This is a genomic window from Tumidithrix elongata BACA0141, from assembly GCF_036349135.1.
Lineage (GTDB): Bacteria > Cyanobacteriota > Cyanobacteriia > Pseudanabaenales > Pseudanabaenaceae > Tumidithrix > Tumidithrix elongata.
Map to the genome: position 1 here is coordinate 1 of NZ_JAZBJZ010000012.1, position 19,583 is coordinate 19,583.

The 19,583-nt window shown below is 46.4% G+C and carries 16 protein-coding genes and 1 tRNA gene; 11 read left to right on the top strand and 6 right to left on the bottom strand.

Features of this window, described 5'->3' with window-relative positions; genetic code table 11:
• Nucleotides 1-133: 133 nt before the first annotated feature.
• Nucleotides 134-1,345: a GNAT family N-acetyltransferase gene (locus V2H45_RS04790; protein ID WP_330482484.1), complete on the top strand. Its 1,212-nt coding sequence runs from the start codon at nucleotides 134-136 to the stop codon at nucleotides 1,343-1,345.
• A gap of 19 nt (nucleotides 1,346-1,364) precedes the next feature.
• Here the strand turns inward: V2H45_RS04790 and V2H45_RS04795 are convergent, their stop codons facing one another.
• The 3 genes from V2H45_RS04795 to cobW form a co-directional block, all read right to left on the bottom strand.
• On the bottom strand, nucleotides 1,365-2,714 hold the full coding sequence (locus V2H45_RS04795) for a Fic family protein (RefSeq protein WP_330482485.1): 1,350 nt from the start codon (nucleotides 2,712-2,714) through the stop codon (nucleotides 1,365-1,367).
• 136 nt (nucleotides 2,715-2,850) lie between these two features.
• Nucleotides 2,851-3,939, bottom strand: a complete 1,089-nt coding sequence (gene mtnA / locus V2H45_RS04800; protein ID WP_330482486.1) for an S-methyl-5-thioribose-1-phosphate isomerase — start codon at nucleotides 3,937-3,939, stop codon at nucleotides 2,851-2,853.
• A 49-nt stretch (nucleotides 3,940-3,988) separates the two neighbouring features.
• Nucleotides 3,989-5,032 carry a cobalamin biosynthesis protein CobW gene (gene cobW, locus V2H45_RS04805; protein WP_330482487.1) on the bottom strand — a complete coding sequence of 348 codons (1,044 nt, stop codon included), beginning with the start codon at nucleotides 5,030-5,032 and terminating at the stop codon, nucleotides 3,989-3,991.
• Between the two features lie 680 nt (nucleotides 5,033-5,712).
• On the opposite strand from cobW, the gene V2H45_RS04810 reads away from it, so the two are divergent.
• The 7 genes from V2H45_RS04810 (at nucleotide 5,713) to V2H45_RS04840 (ending at nucleotide 13,474) form a co-directional block, all read left to right on the top strand.
• Entirely contained in the window at nucleotides 5,713-6,327 is a 615-nt protein-coding gene (locus tag V2H45_RS04810; protein ID WP_330482488.1) for a helix-hairpin-helix domain-containing protein, read from the top strand.
• 12 nt (nucleotides 6,328-6,339) lie between these two features.
• Nucleotides 6,340-7,299, top strand: coding sequence for an FTR1 family iron permease (locus V2H45_RS04815; RefSeq protein WP_330482489.1), 960 nt, complete (start codon nucleotides 6,340-6,342; stop codon nucleotides 7,297-7,299).
• Nucleotides 7,300-7,636: 337 nt separating this feature from the next.
• Complete coding sequence (locus V2H45_RS04820) at nucleotides 7,637-8,791, top strand: imelysin family protein (RefSeq protein ID WP_330482490.1); 1,155 nt, start codon at nucleotides 7,637-7,639, stop codon at nucleotides 8,789-8,791.
• 12 nt (nucleotides 8,792-8,803) lie between these two features.
• On the top strand, nucleotides 8,804-10,222 hold the full coding sequence (locus V2H45_RS04825; RefSeq protein WP_330482491.1) for a di-heme oxidoreductase family protein: 1,419 nt from the start codon (nucleotides 8,804-8,806) through the stop codon (nucleotides 10,220-10,222).
• An 11-nt stretch (nucleotides 10,223-10,233) separates the two neighbouring features.
• Entirely contained in the window at nucleotides 10,234-10,683 is a 450-nt protein-coding gene (locus V2H45_RS04830) for a ferritin-like domain-containing protein (RefSeq protein ID WP_330482492.1), read from the top strand.
• Between the two features lie 128 nt (nucleotides 10,684-10,811).
• On the top strand, nucleotides 10,812-11,471 hold the full coding sequence (locus tag V2H45_RS04835) for a Crp/Fnr family transcriptional regulator (protein ID WP_330482493.1): 660 nt from the start codon (nucleotides 10,812-10,814) through the stop codon (nucleotides 11,469-11,471).
• Between the two features lie 278 nt (nucleotides 11,472-11,749).
• On the top strand, nucleotides 11,750-13,474 hold the full coding sequence (locus tag V2H45_RS04840; RefSeq protein ID WP_330482494.1) for an iron uptake porin: 1,725 nt from the start codon (nucleotides 11,750-11,752) through the stop codon (nucleotides 13,472-13,474).
• A gap of 334 nt (nucleotides 13,475-13,808) precedes the next feature.
• On the opposite strand, the gene V2H45_RS04845 is transcribed toward V2H45_RS04840, so the two are convergent.
• From V2H45_RS04845 to V2H45_RS04855, 3 genes are all read right to left on the bottom strand, one after another.
• Nucleotides 13,809-16,340, bottom strand: a complete 2,532-nt coding sequence (locus tag V2H45_RS04845; RefSeq protein ID WP_330482495.1) for a VIT domain-containing protein — start codon at nucleotides 16,338-16,340, stop codon at nucleotides 13,809-13,811.
• A 178-nt stretch (nucleotides 16,341-16,518) separates the two neighbouring features.
• Nucleotides 16,519-16,752 (bottom strand): hypothetical protein, encoded by a 234-nt coding sequence (locus V2H45_RS04850; protein ID WP_330482496.1) that lies wholly within the window; start codon nucleotides 16,750-16,752, stop codon nucleotides 16,519-16,521.
• Nucleotides 16,753-16,898: 146 nt separating this feature from the next.
• Nucleotides 16,899-16,980 (bottom strand) — tRNA-Leu (locus V2H45_RS04855).
• A 102-nt stretch (nucleotides 16,981-17,082) separates the two neighbouring features.
• Between V2H45_RS04855 and V2H45_RS04860 the strand changes: the two genes are divergently transcribed.
• From V2H45_RS04860 to V2H45_RS04870, 3 genes are all read left to right on the top strand, one after another.
• Nucleotides 17,083-17,922 (top strand): prohibitin family protein, encoded by an 840-nt coding sequence (locus V2H45_RS04860; protein ID WP_330482497.1) that lies wholly within the window; start codon nucleotides 17,083-17,085, stop codon nucleotides 17,920-17,922.
• Nucleotides 17,923-18,121: 199 nt separating this feature from the next.
• On the top strand, nucleotides 18,122-18,307 hold the full coding sequence (locus V2H45_RS04865) for a hypothetical protein (RefSeq protein ID WP_330482498.1): 186 nt from the start codon (nucleotides 18,122-18,124) through the stop codon (nucleotides 18,305-18,307).
• Between the two features lie 151 nt (nucleotides 18,308-18,458).
• Nucleotides 18,459-19,487, top strand: a complete 1,029-nt coding sequence (locus V2H45_RS04870) for an ABC transporter permease (RefSeq protein ID WP_330482499.1) — start codon at nucleotides 18,459-18,461, stop codon at nucleotides 19,485-19,487.
• Nucleotides 19,488-19,583 lie beyond the last annotated feature (96 nt).

Sequence of the window (19,583 nt, forward strand, 5' to 3'; positions counted from 1 at the left end):
CCTATAACTTTGGGGGCTTTTTTTCTACCCTAAACTTCTCAAACACGCTCTTAGGCGTGCGTTATACACCTGAAGCCACGATCGCAGGCTAAGATTAAGGAGTGTTAAGCAAGCAACCTATTCACCTCTGACCATGCTCAAAAGTTCGCAACCCTATACCACTACTTGGATTGACAGCGTTCACAAAGTAAAGCCTGAGACTTGGAATGCCTTAGCAAAACCTTTAAAAACACCTTTTTTTGAGTGGGAATGGTTGGCAAGCCTAGAGACATCAGGCTGTTCGACGCCTAAAGAAGGCTGGTTACCCAACCATCTATTAGTTTGGCAAGGCAATCAACTTGTGGCGATCGCGCCGCTTTATCTCAAGGGGCATAGTTATGGGGAGTTTGTGTTCGATCACCAATGGGCTGATTTGTCATACCGCTTGGGAATTAACTACTATCCTAAACTCTTGGGCATGGCTCCCTTTACCCCCGCTGCTGGGTATCGATTTCTGTTTGCCCCTGAGGTATTGGAGCAGAATAAAATTATCGATTTGATTCTGACGGAGATCGATCGCTTCTGCGATCGCGCCCAAATCTCTGGCTGTCATTTTCTGTTTGTCGATCCTGACTGGCGGTCTGAGTTAGAGAAGCGCGGCTTTACGGCATGGATGCACCACAGCTATATCTGGGAAAATCAGAACTTCTCCAGTTTCGATGATTATTTAAAGAACTTTAATGCAAATCAAAGGCGGAACATCAAACGCGAACGCAAAGCCGTCGAAAATGCAGGCTTAAAAATGCGCGTTTATACGGGCGAAGAAATTCCCCACTTTTTTTATGGCTTTATGTACGAACTCTACAGCGATACCTGTGACAAGTTTTGGGGTGGGAGCAAGTACCTCAATCGCAAGTTTTTTGAATCTTTGCAGCATTGCTTTCGCGATCGCTTAGTCTTTGTCGCTGGCGTGGCAGCAGAGGCGATCGCAGGTGAAACAGATAGCCATCACAAACCGATTGGCATGTCTTTTTGCATTCGCAAGGGGGAGCAACTCTACGGTCGTTATTGGGGCAGCGTACAGGAGGTGGATTCTTTACATTTTGATGCCTGCTACTATACGCCGATTGAATGGGCGATCGCCCAAGGCATTCGTAGCTTCGATCCGGGGGCAGGTGGACAGCATAAAAAGCGACGCGGCTTTCCTGCAATTCCCAACTATAGTTTGCATCGCTTTTATCCCAACCGTCTCAAACAAATCTTGGTTTCCCATATCCATGAGGTAAATTCCTACGAAGTTCGCCAAATCCAAGCAATTAATCACGAACTTCCCTTTGACTTTGAACCACCTGTTTTGAATGTCTAACGCTTGTCCTTAATGAATACTAGGCTTTAAGCCGATCTTTTAAGCTAGCTGGAGCTAGATAGCGGATCGTTTTTCCATTTTTACTTTTAGCAGATACTAATAGTTCTCGATCTACGAGTTTATTCAGATAGCTTCGGGCACTGTTTTCTGTTACCCCCAAATCTAACGATACTTGCTTTGATGTAAATTCTCTCCCTGGCTCTTTTACTGCCTGTTTTAAAATTTCCAAATGTTCTCTTTTTAATGTCTTAGCGATAGGACTACTTTCGATCCATTCCATGAACTCATAAAATTCTTTTTTCCTGCGATCGATGTAATCATGTAAATCCACCACTGCCTTAACGATAGTCTCAGCTTGGTTGTAGATAAAATAAGTAATATCAAACTCATCTGTTTCTGTGTAAATAAACGCGGTGTCGTACTCATTCCTTTTCTCTTGAATCCACTTACTAATTGAAACATATTCAAAGAGCCAGTAACCAGATTTGAGCATACACCAGTAGAAAATTGCTCTGGCAGTTCTACCATTACCATCACCAAAGGGATGAATATATCCAATCATAAAGTGTAAAATAATTGCTTTAACAATTGGATGGATAAAATTATGGGAGTCCTGTTCGTCGTGCGATGCATTTGCAAAGGAGCATAACTCGTTTAGCCGATCTTCCAATGTTTCTACACTTGGAGGATAGAAGGGATTCTCGTTATATAAATCGGAAATAAAAATAGTGTTGTCTTGTCTAAGTGCCCCTGGTGTTGCTTGGTTTTCGATCGCATTGTATGTGGCAATTTTATGCAGATCGAGAAGCATATCCACTGAAAGCGCCTCATCCTTCCTCTTGAGTACTTCTTTCATCAGCAGAAAGTTATTAAAAATCATCTGTTCAGATTTGTTCTGGGGCTGAAGATTGCTTTCTAGCATCTTCTTTGCGACCTTCCGAGTTGTTGAAGCCCCTTCAAGTTGAGAGGAAGTGATAGCTTCTTCCATCATCAGGTTTTGCACCAAGTACCGATGATTCTCTCTAGGTGAGGTAAATGTTTTATCTCCGATCGCATCACCTCCACCTGTCATCCGATCGATGCGATGTAATAGCGCTGCCAGTGAGTTAGGAACGCAAAAACTAAAGTAACGCTCTGTTTCTGCTTTAAGAGGCAGATTTTGACGAATTGAATTTCGGGCAATTTTAGTAGCTAGCCATGCAACTTCCTCCCGATCGCCTGATTCGACTCTCCATTTAAACTCATTCCAATGGAGATATCTTCCTTTGCGATCGGTGGCAACATACTTACCCAATAATGGCAAAAAATCTTGAGAATTAACCCGATCGAGCAAACTTGCCATCGATGGTGGCACTCTAATTCTTGCCATGAGCAAACCTATAAAACGCAAGTTTATGTTTTTTAGTTTAACCCATGCTTCATAGTAAATAAACGCAAGTTTGTATTTTTGCGTTTATTCAACCTAATCCGTTGCTCTTGCCCCTAATGTATTCCCCGCATTGACCTTATGATAAGAGATCGGGAAACATGGATGAGATCGCGGCTTCATTTGCGGCACAAATGCCCCGTTCCGTAATCAACCCTGTAACCAGTCGCGCTGGCGTGACATCAAACCCGTAGTTGAGTGCGGGGGTTTCTATGGGGGCAACTCTCACCTGTCCGATGTCTCCACTTGCCAAGAGTCCTTGCATATAGAGAACTTCGTCAGCGCTGCGCGTTTCGATTTCAATTTCTTTGACACCATCGGAAACCTGCATGTCGAAGGTAGAACTCGGCAACGCCACGTAGAATGGAACTTGATTGTCATAGGCGGCAAGGGCTTTAAGATAGGTTCCAATTTTATTGGCGACATCGCCGCTACGGGTGACGCGATCGGTTCCCACAATGCAGAGATCGACTTTGCCGTACTGCATGAGCAATCCACCCGTATTGTCGGCAATGAGCGTATGGGGGATTTGGGATTGACCTAGTTCCCAAGCCGTCAAATTTGCACCCTGATTGCGGGGGCGGGTTTCATCTACCCAAACATGAATATCAATGCCGCGATCGCGTGCTTCGTACATGGGGGCAAGGGCAGAGCCGCGATCGACGATCGCCAGCCAACCCGCATTGCAATGGGTGAGAATATTCACCGTTTTTCCGCCCTTCTGCTCAGCTATTTTCGCAATGACATCGCAACCAAATTCACCGATTTTTTGCGAACCCAACGCATCCTCATCAGAAATTGCGATCGCTTCTTGGTGTGCCGTCGCAATAATTTCTTGCGGAGAATTCGCGGATTCTAAAACCTTGAGCATGCGATCGACCGCCCACATCAAATTCACAGCCGTAGGGCGGGCTGAGCGAATCCTTTGCGCTAAGATCTCGATTTTCTCCAGATTACCCTGACATTCCAAAGCGGCAAGATAGACCCCAAATGCAGCCACACTACCAATGACGCCTGCGCCGCGCACGGTCATATCTTTAATTGCATGGACGGCATCCGTGCTGGTGGTGAGACGTTTGGTTTCGTAGCTAAATGGCAGCTTGGTTTGGTCGATCACGATCAGACTTTCACCTTCTAACCAAAGGGCTCTGTATTTTCCTTCACTCATTGGGGGCTAGTTTAATTACGCGCTATGCAGTCAAGATAGCAGATTTGGGTTAATGAATGGCAGCTTCGATCGCCCCTCGATCTAAGTCTTTACCAATAAACACCAGACGGGTTTGGCGCGGCTCAGAGACTTGCCAAGGGCGATCGTAAAAATGCTCGAATCTGGCGCCAACTCCTTGCAAAACAAGACGCATGGGCTTATTGGGAACTTCCACAAATCCTTTAATGCGATAGATTTCCTGCTCTTGGACTAACTTCTCTAATTTGGCGACAAGTGCAGTTGCCTCAAAGGCGCGATCGGCTGAGATACACACAGAGGTAATGCCATCATCATGCTCATGCTCTTCTTCGGTGTCGTGATGGCTAGGACGGCTCTCTAGGTTATCTTCTACGGCAGCATTAAAGCCGAGCAAAACATCCGCACTAATCGCCCCATCCTTACAGGGAATAATTTTGACATGGCTGGGCAGTTCCTTGTGCAACCAGGTTTCTACTCTGGTTTGGGTGGCAGCATCGACGCGATCGCATTTGGTTAGCAAGACTAGATCGGCACAGGCGAGTTGATCTTCAAATAGCTCTTCGATCGGAGTTTCATGCTCTAGATTTGGGTCGGCTTGGCGTTGGGCTTCTAAGGCATCTAGATCGCTGGCAAATTGTCCGTTGGCTACGGCTTCGCAATCGACCACAGTAATCACACCGTCAACCGTTGCCCCTGTACGGATTGTCGGCCAGCGAAAGGCTTGGACGAGCGGCTTGGGCAGGGCTAGACCCGATGTTTCAATCAGGATGCAGTCGAGGCGATCGCTGCGTTTGAGCAATTCCTGCATCGTGGGCAAAAATTCCTCTTGCACGGTGCAGCAGAGACAACCGTTGGTTAGTTCGATAATGTTTGTGTCGAGCGTTGCAGTATTTTCGGTTTCATCATCGCAAACTTGGCACGATCGCAAAAGTTCCGCATCTATACCGACTTCACCAAATTCGTTGACAACCACGGCAATGCGCCGACCTTGATTATTTTGCAATAGGTTGCGGACGAGGGTTGTCTTTCCAGCTCCTAAAAAGCCTGTGATGACGGTGACGGGAATTTTATGCATATTTTAGAATCTAGAACGAATTTGCCCTTGTGTTTTAGGTTTATTTTATATCGAACCATAGTTTGCTCGGGATGCGATCGAGATTTACGCGATCGCTTCCCTAACTAAGAAGTACTAGCAATTATTTGAGATCTTATTTTCACATCCTATAACCATAAGAGGGTAAGTAGTTGCGACTAACTCCTAAAGAGTTTTCTTGAAAATGCTTATAGATCTGGCGATCTTGACAACTTAGGCTTGCGGATTGAATAAATCAGAATTCCTGCAATGAGTTTTAATTAATTTGTAGCGCAGGCATCTTGCCTGCTATCGAAGCCCACATCACCTTCAAAAACAATAAAGGTGCGCCATAACGAGAGGCTGAAACAACTAGAAAATCTCTAACCCAGCCCTCCTGTCTAAAATATTTTTTGATTCCTTATTGCAAATTATAGTCATTTATACTAGAGTGAAAACACAAAGCCTAGTAGGAATTACTAGCATTAGTCCTATTTCGGACTTATCTAGGATCTATCTAGATACTTAGACAAAGATTTGGTGCAGTTGGGTACTTTTAACGCAACACACAATTTTTTGACTAGGTGATGGCCTCGTTGATACGCAAGTTAAGGCTTTAACTTCGGTGTATCTCTGAATTTAAGTGCAGTCTTATGTAGTTATTGTTTAGGATCGTTTACGTGGTGACTCAGTTAAAACTTTCTCGTCTCTCTTTACTTGGGGTGTTTGCTTGTCTGGCAATAGTCAGCGGCTGTAGTGATAGTTCCACCTCCTCGGTTTCCTCTAGCACAGCTCCTAGTGCTACAGTTTCCAGTTCAGCAGCACCTAAGACCGAACCATCTAAGCCTGCTCAGGGCAATAAAATCAATGTCAACACAGCCCCGATCGCTGAGTTAGACAAATTAGAATTACCCGGAACCAAGCCCTCATTATCAGAGCGGATTCAAGGTGCGCGACCTTATAAAGACGCTAAGGATCTGGTAAGCAAGAAAGCAATTTCCGAAGAAGAACTGAAGCTGATTGAGAATCTAATCACTGTGGGCGATGTGGCGGCGACACCCAGCCCTGCTGCTACCACAGCGGCGAATAGTAAAGCCAACAGCAAAAAAATCAATGTCAATACAGCCCCGATCGCTGAGTTAGACAAATTAGAATTACCCGGAACCAAGCCTTCCCTTTCAGAGCGGATTCAGGGGGCAAGACCCTATAAAGACGCAAAAGAATTGGTCAGTAAGAAAGCAATTTCTGAGGACGAACTCAAGCTGATTGAGAACTTAATCACCTTTGAAGAGAAATAATAGGTAGCAATCATGGACTTTAGCAGCGCACTTCCTACCTTTCTAATCACATTGCGGGAAGGAACAGAAGCAACCTTGGTGGTGGGAATCGTTCTAGCTTATTTAAGTAAGGCAAAACAGTCCTATTTAAATAAGTGGGTGTTTCTCGGAGTAGCCGCAGGACTATTTGCCAGTAGCGTTATGGGTGGCATTGCCCAAAAGCTCGTTGGTGGCTTTAGCGGCACGCTCTATTACCTCACCAAAGGCATTTTTTCTGTGGCAGCGATCGTGATGCTGAGCTGGATGCTGGTCTGGATGACCCAACAGGCGAAAACCCTACGGCATCAAGTACAAGCCAGCATTGAAAATGCTCTAGGACGCCAGTCTGCGAATGAAAAACAGGCTGGATGGGCGTTGCTAACCCTAGTTTTCGTGGCAGTGCTGCGGGAAGGTGCCGAAACCGTTCTCTTTATCGCTGGAACTTTCTCGCCAGATCGCGCCCAAGTTGGTTTAGCTCAGTATGCACCTGCGATCGGCTGCGTGTTGGGTCTTCTTGCTTCTATGGGCGTGGGTTTGGCTATCTTTAAGTTTGGGGTGAAGCTAAATATTCGCGCCTTCTTTAAGATTTTAGGTATCTTTCTGTTATTGATTGTCTCTGGCTTAGTAATCACCTCTCTAGCTGCCTTTGATTTGGCGAACACAGTCGATAAGGTTCTCAATCCTGTAACGGGAAGCTACGAATTTCTCGATCCTCCTCAGAAAGCGATCGGTTGGTTCTCACTAGGCCCACTCGTTGCCGACACTTCAGGCTTCCTGCCTCAAGACAAGCTTCCAGGAATTATTTTCTCTACGCTATTTGGTTACACAGATAGGCTTTACGCCACGCAATTGGTGTCCTATGCGATCTTCTTGATTTCCGTGGGAACGCTCTACTTCCGTTCTCTCTCAGGCAAACCATTATTTAGCTTTAGAAAGTCAACCCCGATTGCATAAAGGGGGCATGGCATATACAGAAAGACATGTAGGGGCAATCCCCCCGTGGTTGCCCTCTCATTTGCGGTAAATTTGGGATGAAATGAATTTATGAAAAGGCAATCCCCAAATCTAGTTTTGTAGGATGCGTAATGCATCGCTGATATTACGATTCCAAGCTTCTATATATCAGCCATATAAGAAATTCCTTAAAAACCCAAAGAAAGATTTTCGGTTAGCTTTTAGCTAGTCAGGGTTTCGTTTACCCAAAATTCGTTTCAAGATTCCCAACAAACCCACTTTTAAGTTTTCGTTGCCCATTCTCTTTTGAACTTTCCTTTATTTCCCCCTCGAACTTATGAAACGATTTCGATTTAACCTCAAAAAAATTGCCAAAAAAATTGCCAGTATTGCGCTTGTCACTTCTTTCCTGACGATCGCTTGCAGCCAACCTAACGCCACAACTTCCATCGCTCCTACGGTTCCCAAAATCGCCAATGCCTCTGCCGTAATTGCCCCAGCCAAGTTTAGCGATCGGCAAGTGGTGGTGGATTTTGCCGATCGTGTCGTGATTCCGACCTATCAAACGTTCGCGAGTAAAACCAAAGACCTAAGGACTGCTATTGAAGCTTTCGCGACAAACCCCAACGAGCAAACCCTCAAGGCGGCTCAAGATGCTTGGATGGCAGCGCGTGTACCTTGGGAACAAGGCGAATCTTTTACGATTGGGCCAGCAAAATCCTATGGCTTAGATGCCGCGATCGATACTTGGCCGCTCGACAAGTCTGATGTTGAGAGGATTTTAAAGAGCGGCGATCGGATTACGCCTGAAGTCGTCCAAAATTTACAGGAAAGTCAAAAGGGATTTCATACCATTGAATTCCTCTTATTTGGATCGGAAGGTAAAAAGGCGATCGCTGACTTTACCCCACGCGAATTTGATTATCTAAAAGCCGCAACGGTCGTACTGGATGCCGATGCGAATAAGCTGCTTACCGCTTGGACGCAGGGCATCGATGGTCGAGCCGCCTATCGCGATTCCTTTGCTACGGCTGGGAATAACCCAGTCTATCCTTCCTTACCCGATGCTGCTCAGGAGATGGTGGAAGGGATTATCGATAGCACTACTGAGGTTGCCGAGAAAAAGATTGGCGAACCCTTTACCAAGAAAGATGCCAAAGCGATCGAATCGCAATATGCCATTGCCAACCCACTCAATGACTTTAGAAGCAATCTCAACTGCGTTAAGAACGTCTATTTTGGCGCTACAGAGAATCATACCTTAGGAAAATCGGGGATAAGCGCTTTCGTAGCAAAGGTCAAGCCCGATCTGGATGCAAGAGTAGAACGAGAAATTAAGTTGGCGATCGCGGCGATCGATGAAATTCCCACACCTTTCCAAACAGCGATTGCCGATGCCAGTGCGGCGGACAAGATTAAACAAGCGATCGCGGCTGTAACCACAGTCAAAGAGACTTTTGAGAAGGAAGTTAAACCTCTAATCGTGCAATAGTTCAGGAATCCTATGCAAGCCTATTCCCCTTCCCAGAGACTGTTGCCAAGATGGCTGCGTCATCCAGTTGTCAAGTCTCTCCTCGTACTGGTCATATCCGCCGCGATCGCGATTGGCATTCAGACATGGCTCGACGCTCAAAAGTCGCCACAGTTGAATGACGACCCACTCTCTGGCGGTCAGACTTCGATTGTAAATCGTACTTCCCGCGCCTTTGACAATCCCGCAGCAAATCTCACGGAATTGGAAAAGGATAAGCATGCAGAAGCCAATGCCACCTTTAACGATGTCTTTGTGAGCGCACCTGCCGATGTAAATCCGGGGCTGGGGCCTTTATTTAACAATACTTCCTGCAATGGCTGCCATCTCCAAAATGGTCGAGGAATGCCCGTCATAGGTTCGGCGACATCGCTTAAGTCTCAGTTATTAGTGCGGGTGAGTCTTCCCCAAGGTCAACCAGAAGTCCCTGGCGGATCGGTTCCCGTTCCGAATATCGGGACGCAAATTCGCGACCATGCCATCTATGGCTATACACCGAATGCCAGCGTTACCGTAAAGTGGCAAGAAACCGAAGGAAAGTATGGGGATGGCACAGCGTACAAATTACAATCGCCCATTACCACAATCCAACTTCCCGATGGCAGATCCCTTCCGCCTGAAGTCATGACTTCTTTGCGGCAACCCCCACCTGTGATTGGCTTGGGCTTGCTAGAAGCCTTAGAAGATAAAACTATTTTGGCTTTAGCCGATCCCGAGGACAAAAATGGCGATGGCATTTCTGGGAAAGCGAATATGGTTTGGGATGTGGAGAAAAAAGCCACTTCTCTAGGGAGATTTGGGTTAAAAGCCAATCAGCCCAACCTACGCCAGCAATCGGCAGCGGCTTATTTCAATGACATGGGCGTGACCAATCCTGTCTTTCCCGAACCCGATGGAAAGACCAGCGATATTACGAATGAGAAGTTGATTTCGGCAACCTTCTATACCCAAAGCCTGACGGTTCCAGCGCGTCCAGCGGCGATGCTGAACGATCCCACGGTCAAAACAGGCGATCGCTTGTTTCATCAGGCAAACTGTTCCAGTTGTCACATTCAAACCCTACGCACGGGCAAACATGAGCTGGCGGCGGTTGCCAATCAGACTATCCATCCCTATACGGATTTGCTGTTGCACGACATGGGTGCAGGTCTGGCGGACAACCGACCCGATTTTCTTGCCTCTGGAACCGAATGGCGCACCGCTCCCCTGTGGGCGATCGGCTTAACCCATACCGTACTTCCCTATTCTGGCTTTCTGCATGACGGTCGCGCTCGTACCCTTGAAGAAGCCATTCTTTGGCATGGTGGCGAGGCAGAAAAGTCTAAAGAATCGTTTCGGGCAATGCCTGCAAGCGATCGCGCCGCACTTTTGCAATTCCTGCATTCTCTATAACCCCCAAAAACATGAAAGAACTTGATACCCAAGCTGCGATTGACCTGCTCAACACCATTATGGAATTTGAGCTGGCAGGAGTCGTTCGCTATACCCATTACTCCTTAATGGTTACAGGCGCAAATCGCATTCCCATTGTTGCTTTCTTTAAAGCACAGGCGAGTGAATCCTTACTGCACGCCCAGCAAGCGGGTGAAATTTTGACTGGACTGGATGGTCATCCTAGTTTAAAGATTGCCACCATTGAAGAAACTGACAAGCACACCGTTCAAGATATCCTAGCGGAGAGCCTCAGTCATGAAAAGAAAGCGCTTGAACTCTATAAGAAGCTTTTGGACGTGGTGGACGATCGCAGTGTTTACCTAGAGGAGTTTGCCCGCAACATGATTGGGCAGGAAGAGCTTCATACCCTAGAAATCAAAAAAATGTTGCGAGATTTTAGTTGGTCTGACTTTATGTAGAACCAACGTATCGGGTAGGCACACAACGTCCGCTACCCCTATAAACCCCCAAATAAATTGCTGTAGGGGCAATCCCCCCGTGGTTGCCCTTCTTTACATAAATTGTCATTCTTTAGGAAGGCTGAAATATGTTTGAATTCGTGAATGATGGTGAATTCTCTAGCATAGAACTAGGGTATTCAGGTAGCTCGCCGCAAAGGGAAATACGTCCTTCCCCTTCGCTACCACTGCACTTGATGCAGCAAGAATTTCAAAAAGGCGAGATTATCCCTTGTCAAGTAGGAATTCTCTGGCAGATTCGTCAAGGAGTTGTACGCACGACCACATGGTCTGTTGAAGGCACAAAAGCTACGCTCGGACTTTGGGGGATCGGCGATGCGATCGGCGAACCGCTATCCCATGTGAGCCCCTATGAGATGGAATGTCTGACCCATGTGAAGGTTGACTTTCTGCCCTCAGGGCTTTGGTATCAGGCACTTGATGCAATTTTTCATCACGTTCAGCTTACTGAAGAGCTTTTAAGCATTTTGCATTGGCATCCAATTAGCGATCGCTTAAAACTTTTTTTGATTTGGCTTGCGGAAAAATTTGGTCGAGAGATTCAATGTGGCAAGCTGATCGATATAAAGCTAACACACCAGCAAATTGCGGAAATCATCAGTACGACGCGAGTAACCATAACTCGTTCGCTCATTGAGTTTGCCAAACAGGGCTGGGTTTTGTATGATAGCGGCTATTTTATACTTACTGCGACATTCATCAACCAATTCTATCGCTCGGAATCCTAGAATGCTTAGCTGTTGCGCTAGTCGAGTTTGACAGCGTGTCTTTTGACACAAGCATACTGCCGATCGAAGAATAAAACCTCAAGCAAAAGCCTTCTCTTCCATTGCGATCGCTCTTTGTGAAAGGACATGTTTGTTCAGGTGCTACTATTTTCAAAAAAAAGCTATGATGCTCCTTTTTGAAAGAAAAACCGCGCTAGGTGTGGAATTCAAAAACAGCTCGATCGTTCTCGATCGAGAATGGTCAAAGTTAAATCTTGTATTTTTCGTGTGAGGAATCTATGAATTGCGATCGTTTATCAAAAAATCTGGCTCTGATTGGGGTACTGGGCAGCATCCTCAGTTTAGCGAGTACTGGCATTGCCTTTGAGTCCATAGCAGAAACAGTCCCAGCGAATACCCAAAACCCTGCCACGACTCCTGTATTCTCATCAGAAATACAGAAGTACAGCCAAGAATACAATCGGCTATCAGGCAAAAACGATACCACCGCTCAGAATGTCACTTCTGTGTCGCAACTATCGGATGTCAGACCAACCGATTGGGCATTTACAGCTTTGCAGTCACTAGTCGAACGCTATGGCTGTATTGCAGGCTATCCCGATCGCACCTATCGCGGACAAAGAGCCTTGAGCCGCTATGAGTTTGCCGCAGGTTTAAATGCCTGCCTCGACAAGATCAATGAAATTATTTCGACGGGTTTAGCTGACAAAGTTAGTAAAGAAGACCTAGCTGCCTTACAGAAACTCCAAGAAGAATTTGCCGCAGAATTAGCTACCCTACGCGGTCGCGTCGATGCTCTCGAAGCCAAAACTGCCAAACTGGAAGCCCAACAGTTCTCAACCACAACCAAACTAGACGGGCAGGTTATCGTCTCTGTCAGTGGTGCGACCTCAGGGACAAATACGCTCTTTTTACCCAACGACAATCCGACCTTACCACCCAATAGCGGCCAACCTGGCAAAACGAACGTAAATGTAATTACGCGGGTGAGATTGAACTTTAATACTAGTTTTACGGGTGAAGATCTACTCTACACCCGTTTGCAAGCAGGGAATAATGGCGGGAATGCAGGTTCTCTCTTAGATTCGGGTGCATTCAATACAGGATTTATTGGGTTCCAAAGTAGTTCCATTTTTGACTACAACGCGGCTGGAACAGGCTTCGTTTTAGATAAATTGCGCTATTCCTTCCCCTTGGGTAAAGATGCCACAGTCATAGTTGGCGCGGCGATGTCGCTCAATGAAACCCTCGATACCAATAGCTTTGCGAATAATGAAGCCTTAGACTTCTCAACGCGTCTATTTATCAACAATCCCCTGATTATGCCTGTCAATGACGGTGCAGGTGCTGCGTTTAGCTGGAATATTGGTAAGAGTGCCTTTACTCTCCGTGCGGGCTATGTGGCTGCCGATGCAGCATCTCCGACAACCGATCCAGCTACTGGCATTAATCGCGGCTTGTTTGGCGATCGCAACCAGCTCACCGCAGAGTTGGAATTTGCCCCAAAAGTATGCGACAAAGATGATTGCAATCCAGGCCCATTTGCCCTGCGCTTGCAATATACCAGAGCCTCTCTGAATAACCTCGACCTCGATGCAGGCGGTGTCAATGCGGAATGGGCGATCGCTAAGAACTTTGCTGTGTTTGGTCGTTATGGCTTTGGTAGCATCAGTAGCCGTAGCGCTTTGATTTCCACAGCCCTGCCTACCTATATCAATGCTGGGTTTACAGGTACGAGCATCAGTCCGCAAACTTGGTCGGCGGGTTTTGCCTTCCCCAACCTGTTTAAAGAAAATGCCGTGGCAGCGATCGCGATCGGACAGCCTTTTATTGCGAGTACTGTGGGTAACAGCACGCAAACCAATGTGGAACTGTTCTACAACTTCCCCATCTCCGACAACATTCGGATTACGCCCGATTTGCAGTTTATCTTTAACCCTAACAATAACAGTGCCAATAGCACGATTACTGTAGGAACGCTCCGCACAGTGTTTACGTTCTAGAAAAATCTATCTGTCTTAGTTTCAAGGTTTCGCTCCCCCTTAATTCTTCTTGAAAAGCAGGAAGAATTGATTCTCCCCCCTTTTTTCCTAGCCGCGAAGCGACTTCCCGAAGGGTACGGGGGCTGGGGGGGATCGAGTGGAATGTATCGTTTCCACTTAACGATTTCGGAATAAAGAAAGCCGACTTGCTGGAACCGAGGGGTTTGATCCCCCTGCCCTATCGGGCATCCCCCTTACAAAAGGGGGAAAAGTAAGTTCTCCTCTTTTTCAAGGGGGGCTAGGGGGGATCCTTGGGATTGTATAACGTTTCAGGTTTTCTTATCCTGAACTGACGTTAATTAATCTGCAAGGTGAGGCGAATCGTACCCTGAGCAGCGACGGGAACAGACCAAGTTAAGAGCGATCGCTTAATCAATTCCACCAAGGTCACATCAGTCAGGGTCGAAGCTGTATCGTCTAGGATAATTTTTCCCACACGACCGTTGATAACTGGGAACTCCAACACGATCGTACCGCTACCACTGGGTAGGCTCAAGGTTCGCAAATGCTGTGCGATCGCTTGTTCCAAACTCGCACTAGAGACACCCGAAGCTCCCGTCACACTCACAACTTGAATGCGTGGATTAGGCTGAAAATTATACTGAGTCTCAGATGCAGGTTTTTGGGTTGTAAGATCTGCAGCATCAACTTTGGCTTCCTCTCTCATGGGAGTCGTATTGAGACTGGGCTGCGCTCTTCCAGTTTGGGCTGGATAGGGGGCAGGGGGTGACAAAGGCATCACCGTGGCAGGTACTTGAGCGCTATCTTTGTCCATGCCAAAAATACCATCATAGCTGACCCCTTGAGGGATTTCCACAGGAACCTGTACCCTTTCGCTGCCCCCATCAGGATTGACCCGCACCTCTTCGCTGACTGCCACGAAAGAAGTATATTGAGACATTAAGTGATAGCTCAACGCCGTATTCGTTACCGCATCCACCAAAGATTTGACTTCATTGCCAAACATCTGATTCATCAAGTCTTTAATCCTTGCCCGTCCCCAGAGTTGAGCGATGCCACTATTGCCACGGCGGGACGCATCCTGCAAGGAATCGCTTCCCGTGGGGAAATTAACGCTAATCGTCTTCTCATAGCGCTTGCCACCTGCCGCCGTACCTGTAATTCGCAAGATGCCACTGGTCGTATCTTGCTTGCGTCCATAGAGTACCAAGGGTTGATTTGCGAAGAGGTCAGGAGCTGCACTGGGATAGATTTCTGGGGCAACACCGCTGCCTTCCCACTTGACTTGAATGTTTGTCAGCACGGGATTGTTGATCTGCTGAAAGAATTTCTCGGCAACGGCTTGAGTAGGCTCATCTTGGCGCACCACTTGGGCTGTCCCCCTTCCCACCTCAGCCAAGCGATTTAGTAAAAAGCGATTGACCGAACTACCCACGCCAAAACTATAGAGGCGATTTCCCGGTTTCAAGCGTTTTTGCACTGCGGCGATTACTTCATTATCATTACCAATATAGCCATCCGTAATTAGCACAATGCTGCGCACGCGACCGTCCGATGGTGAGGGGAAATTCATCACAGCATTGATGCCATTCATTAGTTCAGTGCCGCCTTCCGCATCAAGCTTATCGATGTAAGCGATCGCTTTCTGACGATTTGCCGCTGTATTCTTGAGCGGATAGGAAGACAGTTGTTTGGTTGTGGTGGCAAAGTCAATAATTGTGAAGGTGTCATCGGGATTTAAGCCATTGATAAACCGACGCATGAGTTCCTGTGACTTCAGCAACGGATCGCCCGATTGCGAACCCGATGTATCCATTAGAAACACCACATCCTTCGGTACAATCTCGTTGGTGCGATAGTCGATCGCAGGGATCAGATAGGTAGCAAAATGTCCGCCTTGGTCGTTACTCGTCGAAAGGACTGTGGACTGAGCCTGTTCGCTCGCCACCTGATACCGCACGATCAAATCCTTATTGGGAATAGTATCTTCGGGGGCAAGTTTCAGTTCGATGCGATCGCCCGTTCGACGCATATTCAGTTTGTGAGAAGTAGAACGAATATCTTGAATCGGTACGCCAGCATCTAGATTAACCGTGACATTAATATCATGACCCGAACGCGTGCCTGGGGTTAGAACGGGGGGTGTAATCCGCGAGGCATCGGGCACTTGTGTCGTATCTTTCCCGCTTCCAATGGGCTGACCGGGGATATAGCGCGGGCCTACCACCATCGGGAAGACAAATTCGTAATTTCCCTTCTCAAACTTGAGACTTTCGGTATAGCGAATCGTGACATCAATTTGCTCGCCCGGTTTAATATTCGCGAGGGACTGCGTAAAAATATTATCCCGTTCCTGATCGAGCAGAGCTGCGGTACGCCCCTCTTGGCGGGCTCGATCGTAAATCGCTTTGGCTTCGTCCCGTTTTTTGATATTGCCTTTAATTACGCGATCGCCAATCTTAATCTCCATCTCATCGACGGCTGCCTCATCAGGCAGGGGAAATACGTAAATCGCTTCGAGGGGGCGATCGAAAGGATTTTGGAAGGTCTGCGTCACCTCTACCCGCGACACATTGCCAGTCACATTGGCTTTGACCTCTGTATGTTTGAGTGGAAAGACCTGCTGCTTACCATCTTTAACCTGAACGAATAGCCCCCCTGTGGGACGAGGTTTAGCGTCTTTGTTGGGATCTTTCCCTTGATTTTGGCGATCGCCTGTGGGTTCGATTACTGCATTAGAACTAGCCATAACATAGGATGATTTACTTGCTTGAGGATTAGTCTGAGAATTAGCCTGAGCAAAGGAATAATGGGCAGCAAATCCAGTTAAGGCGATCGCTGCGGGTATGATATATGCGAGTTTCATAGGTTGATAGCTGAGTGCTTATTCAACACAATGACACCGATATCACGCCTCGCGATCTCAGTTGCAGTTTTTGTAACGACAATCTTCTTATTCTCAAGCCAAACTCTTTAGCTTTCGTAATTCTACGCAAATGAACCTTTGTCATAACGTTAGGATTTTTTGCGATGGAACGGAATTCTCAACTGAGCGGTAAACCCATTTGTCTAAATTGAGAAGCTGAATCCCTTGCACCCCAGCGATCGCAAATTAAGCCATCTGCGATCGCAAAGCATTCCATTGCCGTAATTTCAAGGGACTCTGCCGCTTCTCCAACTAATTTAACATGCTGAACTAAGGGAGCTGATGCACCTAGATCTTGAAGTAGTTCGTAAGCATCTCGAACAGATTGAAAAGTTTTAAATTGCTGCTCCACGGAAGATCAAACCGAATCTATTTCAGCTTGAGATTGATCGCATCTTAATCTTGCCATAATTCTAGATCGGTTGTTAGAGGTGCCATGTCGGAAAAACGTGATCAGAACTATCGATCATCATGCGGGATCGCTATAGGTGAAATTTATGGGCAGAGAGAGGGTCGAACTCTCACGAATTTCTTCGCCAGATTTTGAGTCTGGTGCGTCTACCAGTTCCGCCATCCGCCCAACTGGAGAGTACTATAATAACAAACTTGGCAACTTCTTACACAAGAAAATGTCAATTTTTTTCAATCTTACTTTGTTGCTCAAAACTCAAACACTCTTGCTATGCGTAGTCAGCTTAATCAAAATCTCATTGTGGCAATTGGTTTTGTCGTTGCCCTTATCTTTTTATTAGCCTCCGCAGGGCCTCTGGTTGTGGTTGGGGCTGGTTATAGAGGCGTAATCATGAACTTTGGTCAAGTCCAAGACGAGATTCTCAATGAAGGGCTACATTGGCGCGTACCGATCATGACTGAAATCAGGCAAATAAGTGTGAGGGTGCAAAAGACAGATATCTTGTCGCAGGTAGGCTCTAAAGATTTGCAAGAGGTGAAGCTAGATGTTGCGGTTAATTGGCATGTCGATCCTGCCAAGGTAAATAAGGTGTATCAAAGCATTGGCGATGAGGTGCAAGTGGTCAATCGCATTCTTAACCCTGCCGTAGGTGAAATTATTAAAGCGGCGGCTGCCAAAAAGAATGCCGAGGAAATTTTGACCAAACGCCCCGAACTCAAAGCCGAAATTGACGCCAATCTCGACGATCGCCTCAAGGTCTATGGCATCATCCTTGATGGGGTGTCCTTGCTAGATGTGCAATTTACCCGAGAGTTTGCCGATGCGATCGAGCAAAAGCAGGTTGCCGAGCAGGAGGCGCAAAGAGCTGTTTATATTGCCCAAAAGGCAGAGCGCGAAGCTGAAGCTGAGGTCAATCGCGCCAAAGGTCGAGCCGAAGCCCAATCGTTGATCCAATCTACACTTACACCTGAAGTATTAAAGAACAAAGCCTTAGAGGCATGGGATGGTAAATTTCCCTTAATTTATGATGGCTCCCCCTTGCCATTTATTAATGTTGACTTACTGGGACTAAAAAACAGCTCAGCTCAGCAACAGGGGCAAGTTAAGTAGAATATGATTTTAGATAGGTTGTCAGTAGTAAATCCGTTTGATTTGCAGTCATCTTGTCTTGGCTGCAAGGACAGACTGAAATACACCGCTACAATTCTAAGTTCGCTAAAATTGCAGATCGTTTGCGATCGCTGGCGATGTAAATTCAATTTGAATAACTTCTAAATTTGTTGAACCCACTGAAACAGGAGTAACACGTATGCTGCTAAATTTACTTGGAATTGCGCTTGGAATTCTCTATATCATTGGCATCTGGAAGTTTTTAGCAGGTTTCGATCGCACCAACTTTACCCAAAATCGTATCGGACTAGCCCTACTATGGCCCGTGCTTTTCATTATGAATGGTAATTATCGCCGTAATTTCACCAAAGCACTTAAAGGCTAATCCTCAAAAGCTAATCCTTAGCGTCTAGTTTTGAAAAGCCAAGTTTAATTTGAATCTCTACACAAATTCCATACGTATATTTTGTGTAAGGGTTCAATTGAGATTTCACTCGATTGTCATAATCCTATCTGCTCAATTACTACAAAAACTCATGAATTGGTGGAAAAGGCTTAAAGCAAATCCATTAGCAAAATTTGGCGCGATCGTGTTGATTGTGCTCTATACCTCCGTAATTTTTGCTGACCTGATTACGCCCTACAAAGCAGAAGAGTCCGTCAAATATGCGGCTTTACTGCCGCCAACCCAGATTTATTGGCAAACTCCACAGGGTGAGTTTATCGGGCCTCATGTTTATCCCACCACACAGGGAACCGTGAATTTAGAAACAGGCGATCGCTCTCTTCTGGTAGATTTCAGCAAACCCTCCAAAATCCTCTTGTTTCAAAATGGACATCTATTTAGTACGAGTGGTACAGGGCGTTTAAACCTACTGGGGACAGATGAGCAAGGTCGCGATCAGCTAACCCGCCTTTTATTTGGTGGACGTTTTAGTCTTTTTATCGGCATTATTGGCACTGCCATATCATTTAGTGTCGGTAGTATTGTCGGTGCGATTTCGGGCTATTTCGGCGGACTAATCGATACGGTTTTGATGCGCTTGGCTGAGGTTTTAATGTCTGTGCCCTCGATCTATTTGTTGGTGGCATTGGCGGCGGTTTTGCCGCCGCAGATTGACAATATGCAGAGATTTGTGCTGATTGTGGTGCTCGTCTCCTTTATCTCATGGGCCGGTTTAGCCAGAGTGATTCGCGGTCAAGTACTCTCGATTAAGGAGCAAGAGTTTATCACCGCTGCCAAAGCTACAGGTGCGAGTCCTCTCAGAATTATTCTGCGTCATGTATTGCCGCAAACTGCCACCTACTTGATTATTTCGGCAACATTATCAATTCCTAGTTTTATTGGCGCTGAAGCTGTGTTAAGCCTCGTGGGGCTGGGCATTCAACCACCTGCACCATCATGGGGCAATATGCTATCCTTATCTACCAATGCCTCGATCATTGTGCTTCAGCCTTGGCTGATCTGGGCACCTGCAGTATTGATTGTTTTGACTGTCTTGTCTTTCAACCTATTGGGAGATGGTTTGCGCGATGCCCTCGATCCGCAAAATGTGCAGCGATGAGGCAACAGATATTTTGATCGTTGGCAAAATATTTATCATTATGATTCGTTAATATAAAATTCCATTCAAATTGGTTTGTATTTTCGCTGACTGGAG

Excerpts from the sequence above, each read along its gene's own strand:
- V2H45_RS04860 (WP_330482497.1), top strand. The coding sequence starts at position 17,083 with ATGCGTAGTCAGCTTAATCAAAATCTCATTGTGGCAATTGGTTTTGTC.
- V2H45_RS04845 (WP_330482495.1), bottom strand. The coding sequence starts at position 16,340 with ATGAAACTCGCATATATCATACCCGCAGCGATCGCCTTAACTGGATTT.
- V2H45_RS04840 (WP_330482494.1), top strand. The coding sequence starts at position 11,750 with ATGAATTGCGATCGTTTATCAAAAAATCTGGCTCTGATTGGGGTACTG.
- V2H45_RS04815 (WP_330482489.1), top strand. The coding sequence starts at position 6,340 with ATGGACTTTAGCAGCGCACTTCCTACCTTTCTAATCACATTGCGGGAA.
- V2H45_RS04835 (WP_330482493.1), top strand. The coding sequence starts at position 10,812 with ATGTTTGAATTCGTGAATGATGGTGAATTCTCTAGCATAGAACTAGGG.
- V2H45_RS04865 (WP_330482498.1), top strand. The coding sequence starts at position 18,122 with ATGCTGCTAAATTTACTTGGAATTGCGCTTGGAATTCTCTATATCATT.
- V2H45_RS04870 (WP_330482499.1), top strand. The coding sequence starts at position 18,459 with ATGAATTGGTGGAAAAGGCTTAAAGCAAATCCATTAGCAAAATTTGGC.
- V2H45_RS04830 (WP_330482492.1), top strand. The coding sequence starts at position 10,234 with ATGAAAGAACTTGATACCCAAGCTGCGATTGACCTGCTCAACACCATT.
- cobW (WP_330482487.1), bottom strand. The coding sequence starts at position 5,032 with ATGCATAAAATTCCCGTCACCGTCATCACAGGCTTTTTAGGAGCTGGA.
- V2H45_RS04790 (WP_330482484.1), top strand. The coding sequence starts at position 134 with ATGCTCAAAAGTTCGCAACCCTATACCACTACTTGGATTGACAGCGTT.
- V2H45_RS04825 (WP_330482491.1), top strand. The coding sequence starts at position 8,804 with ATGCAAGCCTATTCCCCTTCCCAGAGACTGTTGCCAAGATGGCTGCGT.
- V2H45_RS04820 (WP_330482490.1), top strand. The coding sequence starts at position 7,637 with ATGAAACGATTTCGATTTAACCTCAAAAAAATTGCCAAAAAAATTGCC.
- mtnA (WP_330482486.1), bottom strand. The coding sequence starts at position 3,939 with ATGAGTGAAGGAAAATACAGAGCCCTTTGGTTAGAAGGTGAAAGTCTG.
- V2H45_RS04795 (WP_330482485.1), bottom strand. The coding sequence starts at position 2,714 with ATGGCAAGAATTAGAGTGCCACCATCGATGGCAAGTTTGCTCGATCGG.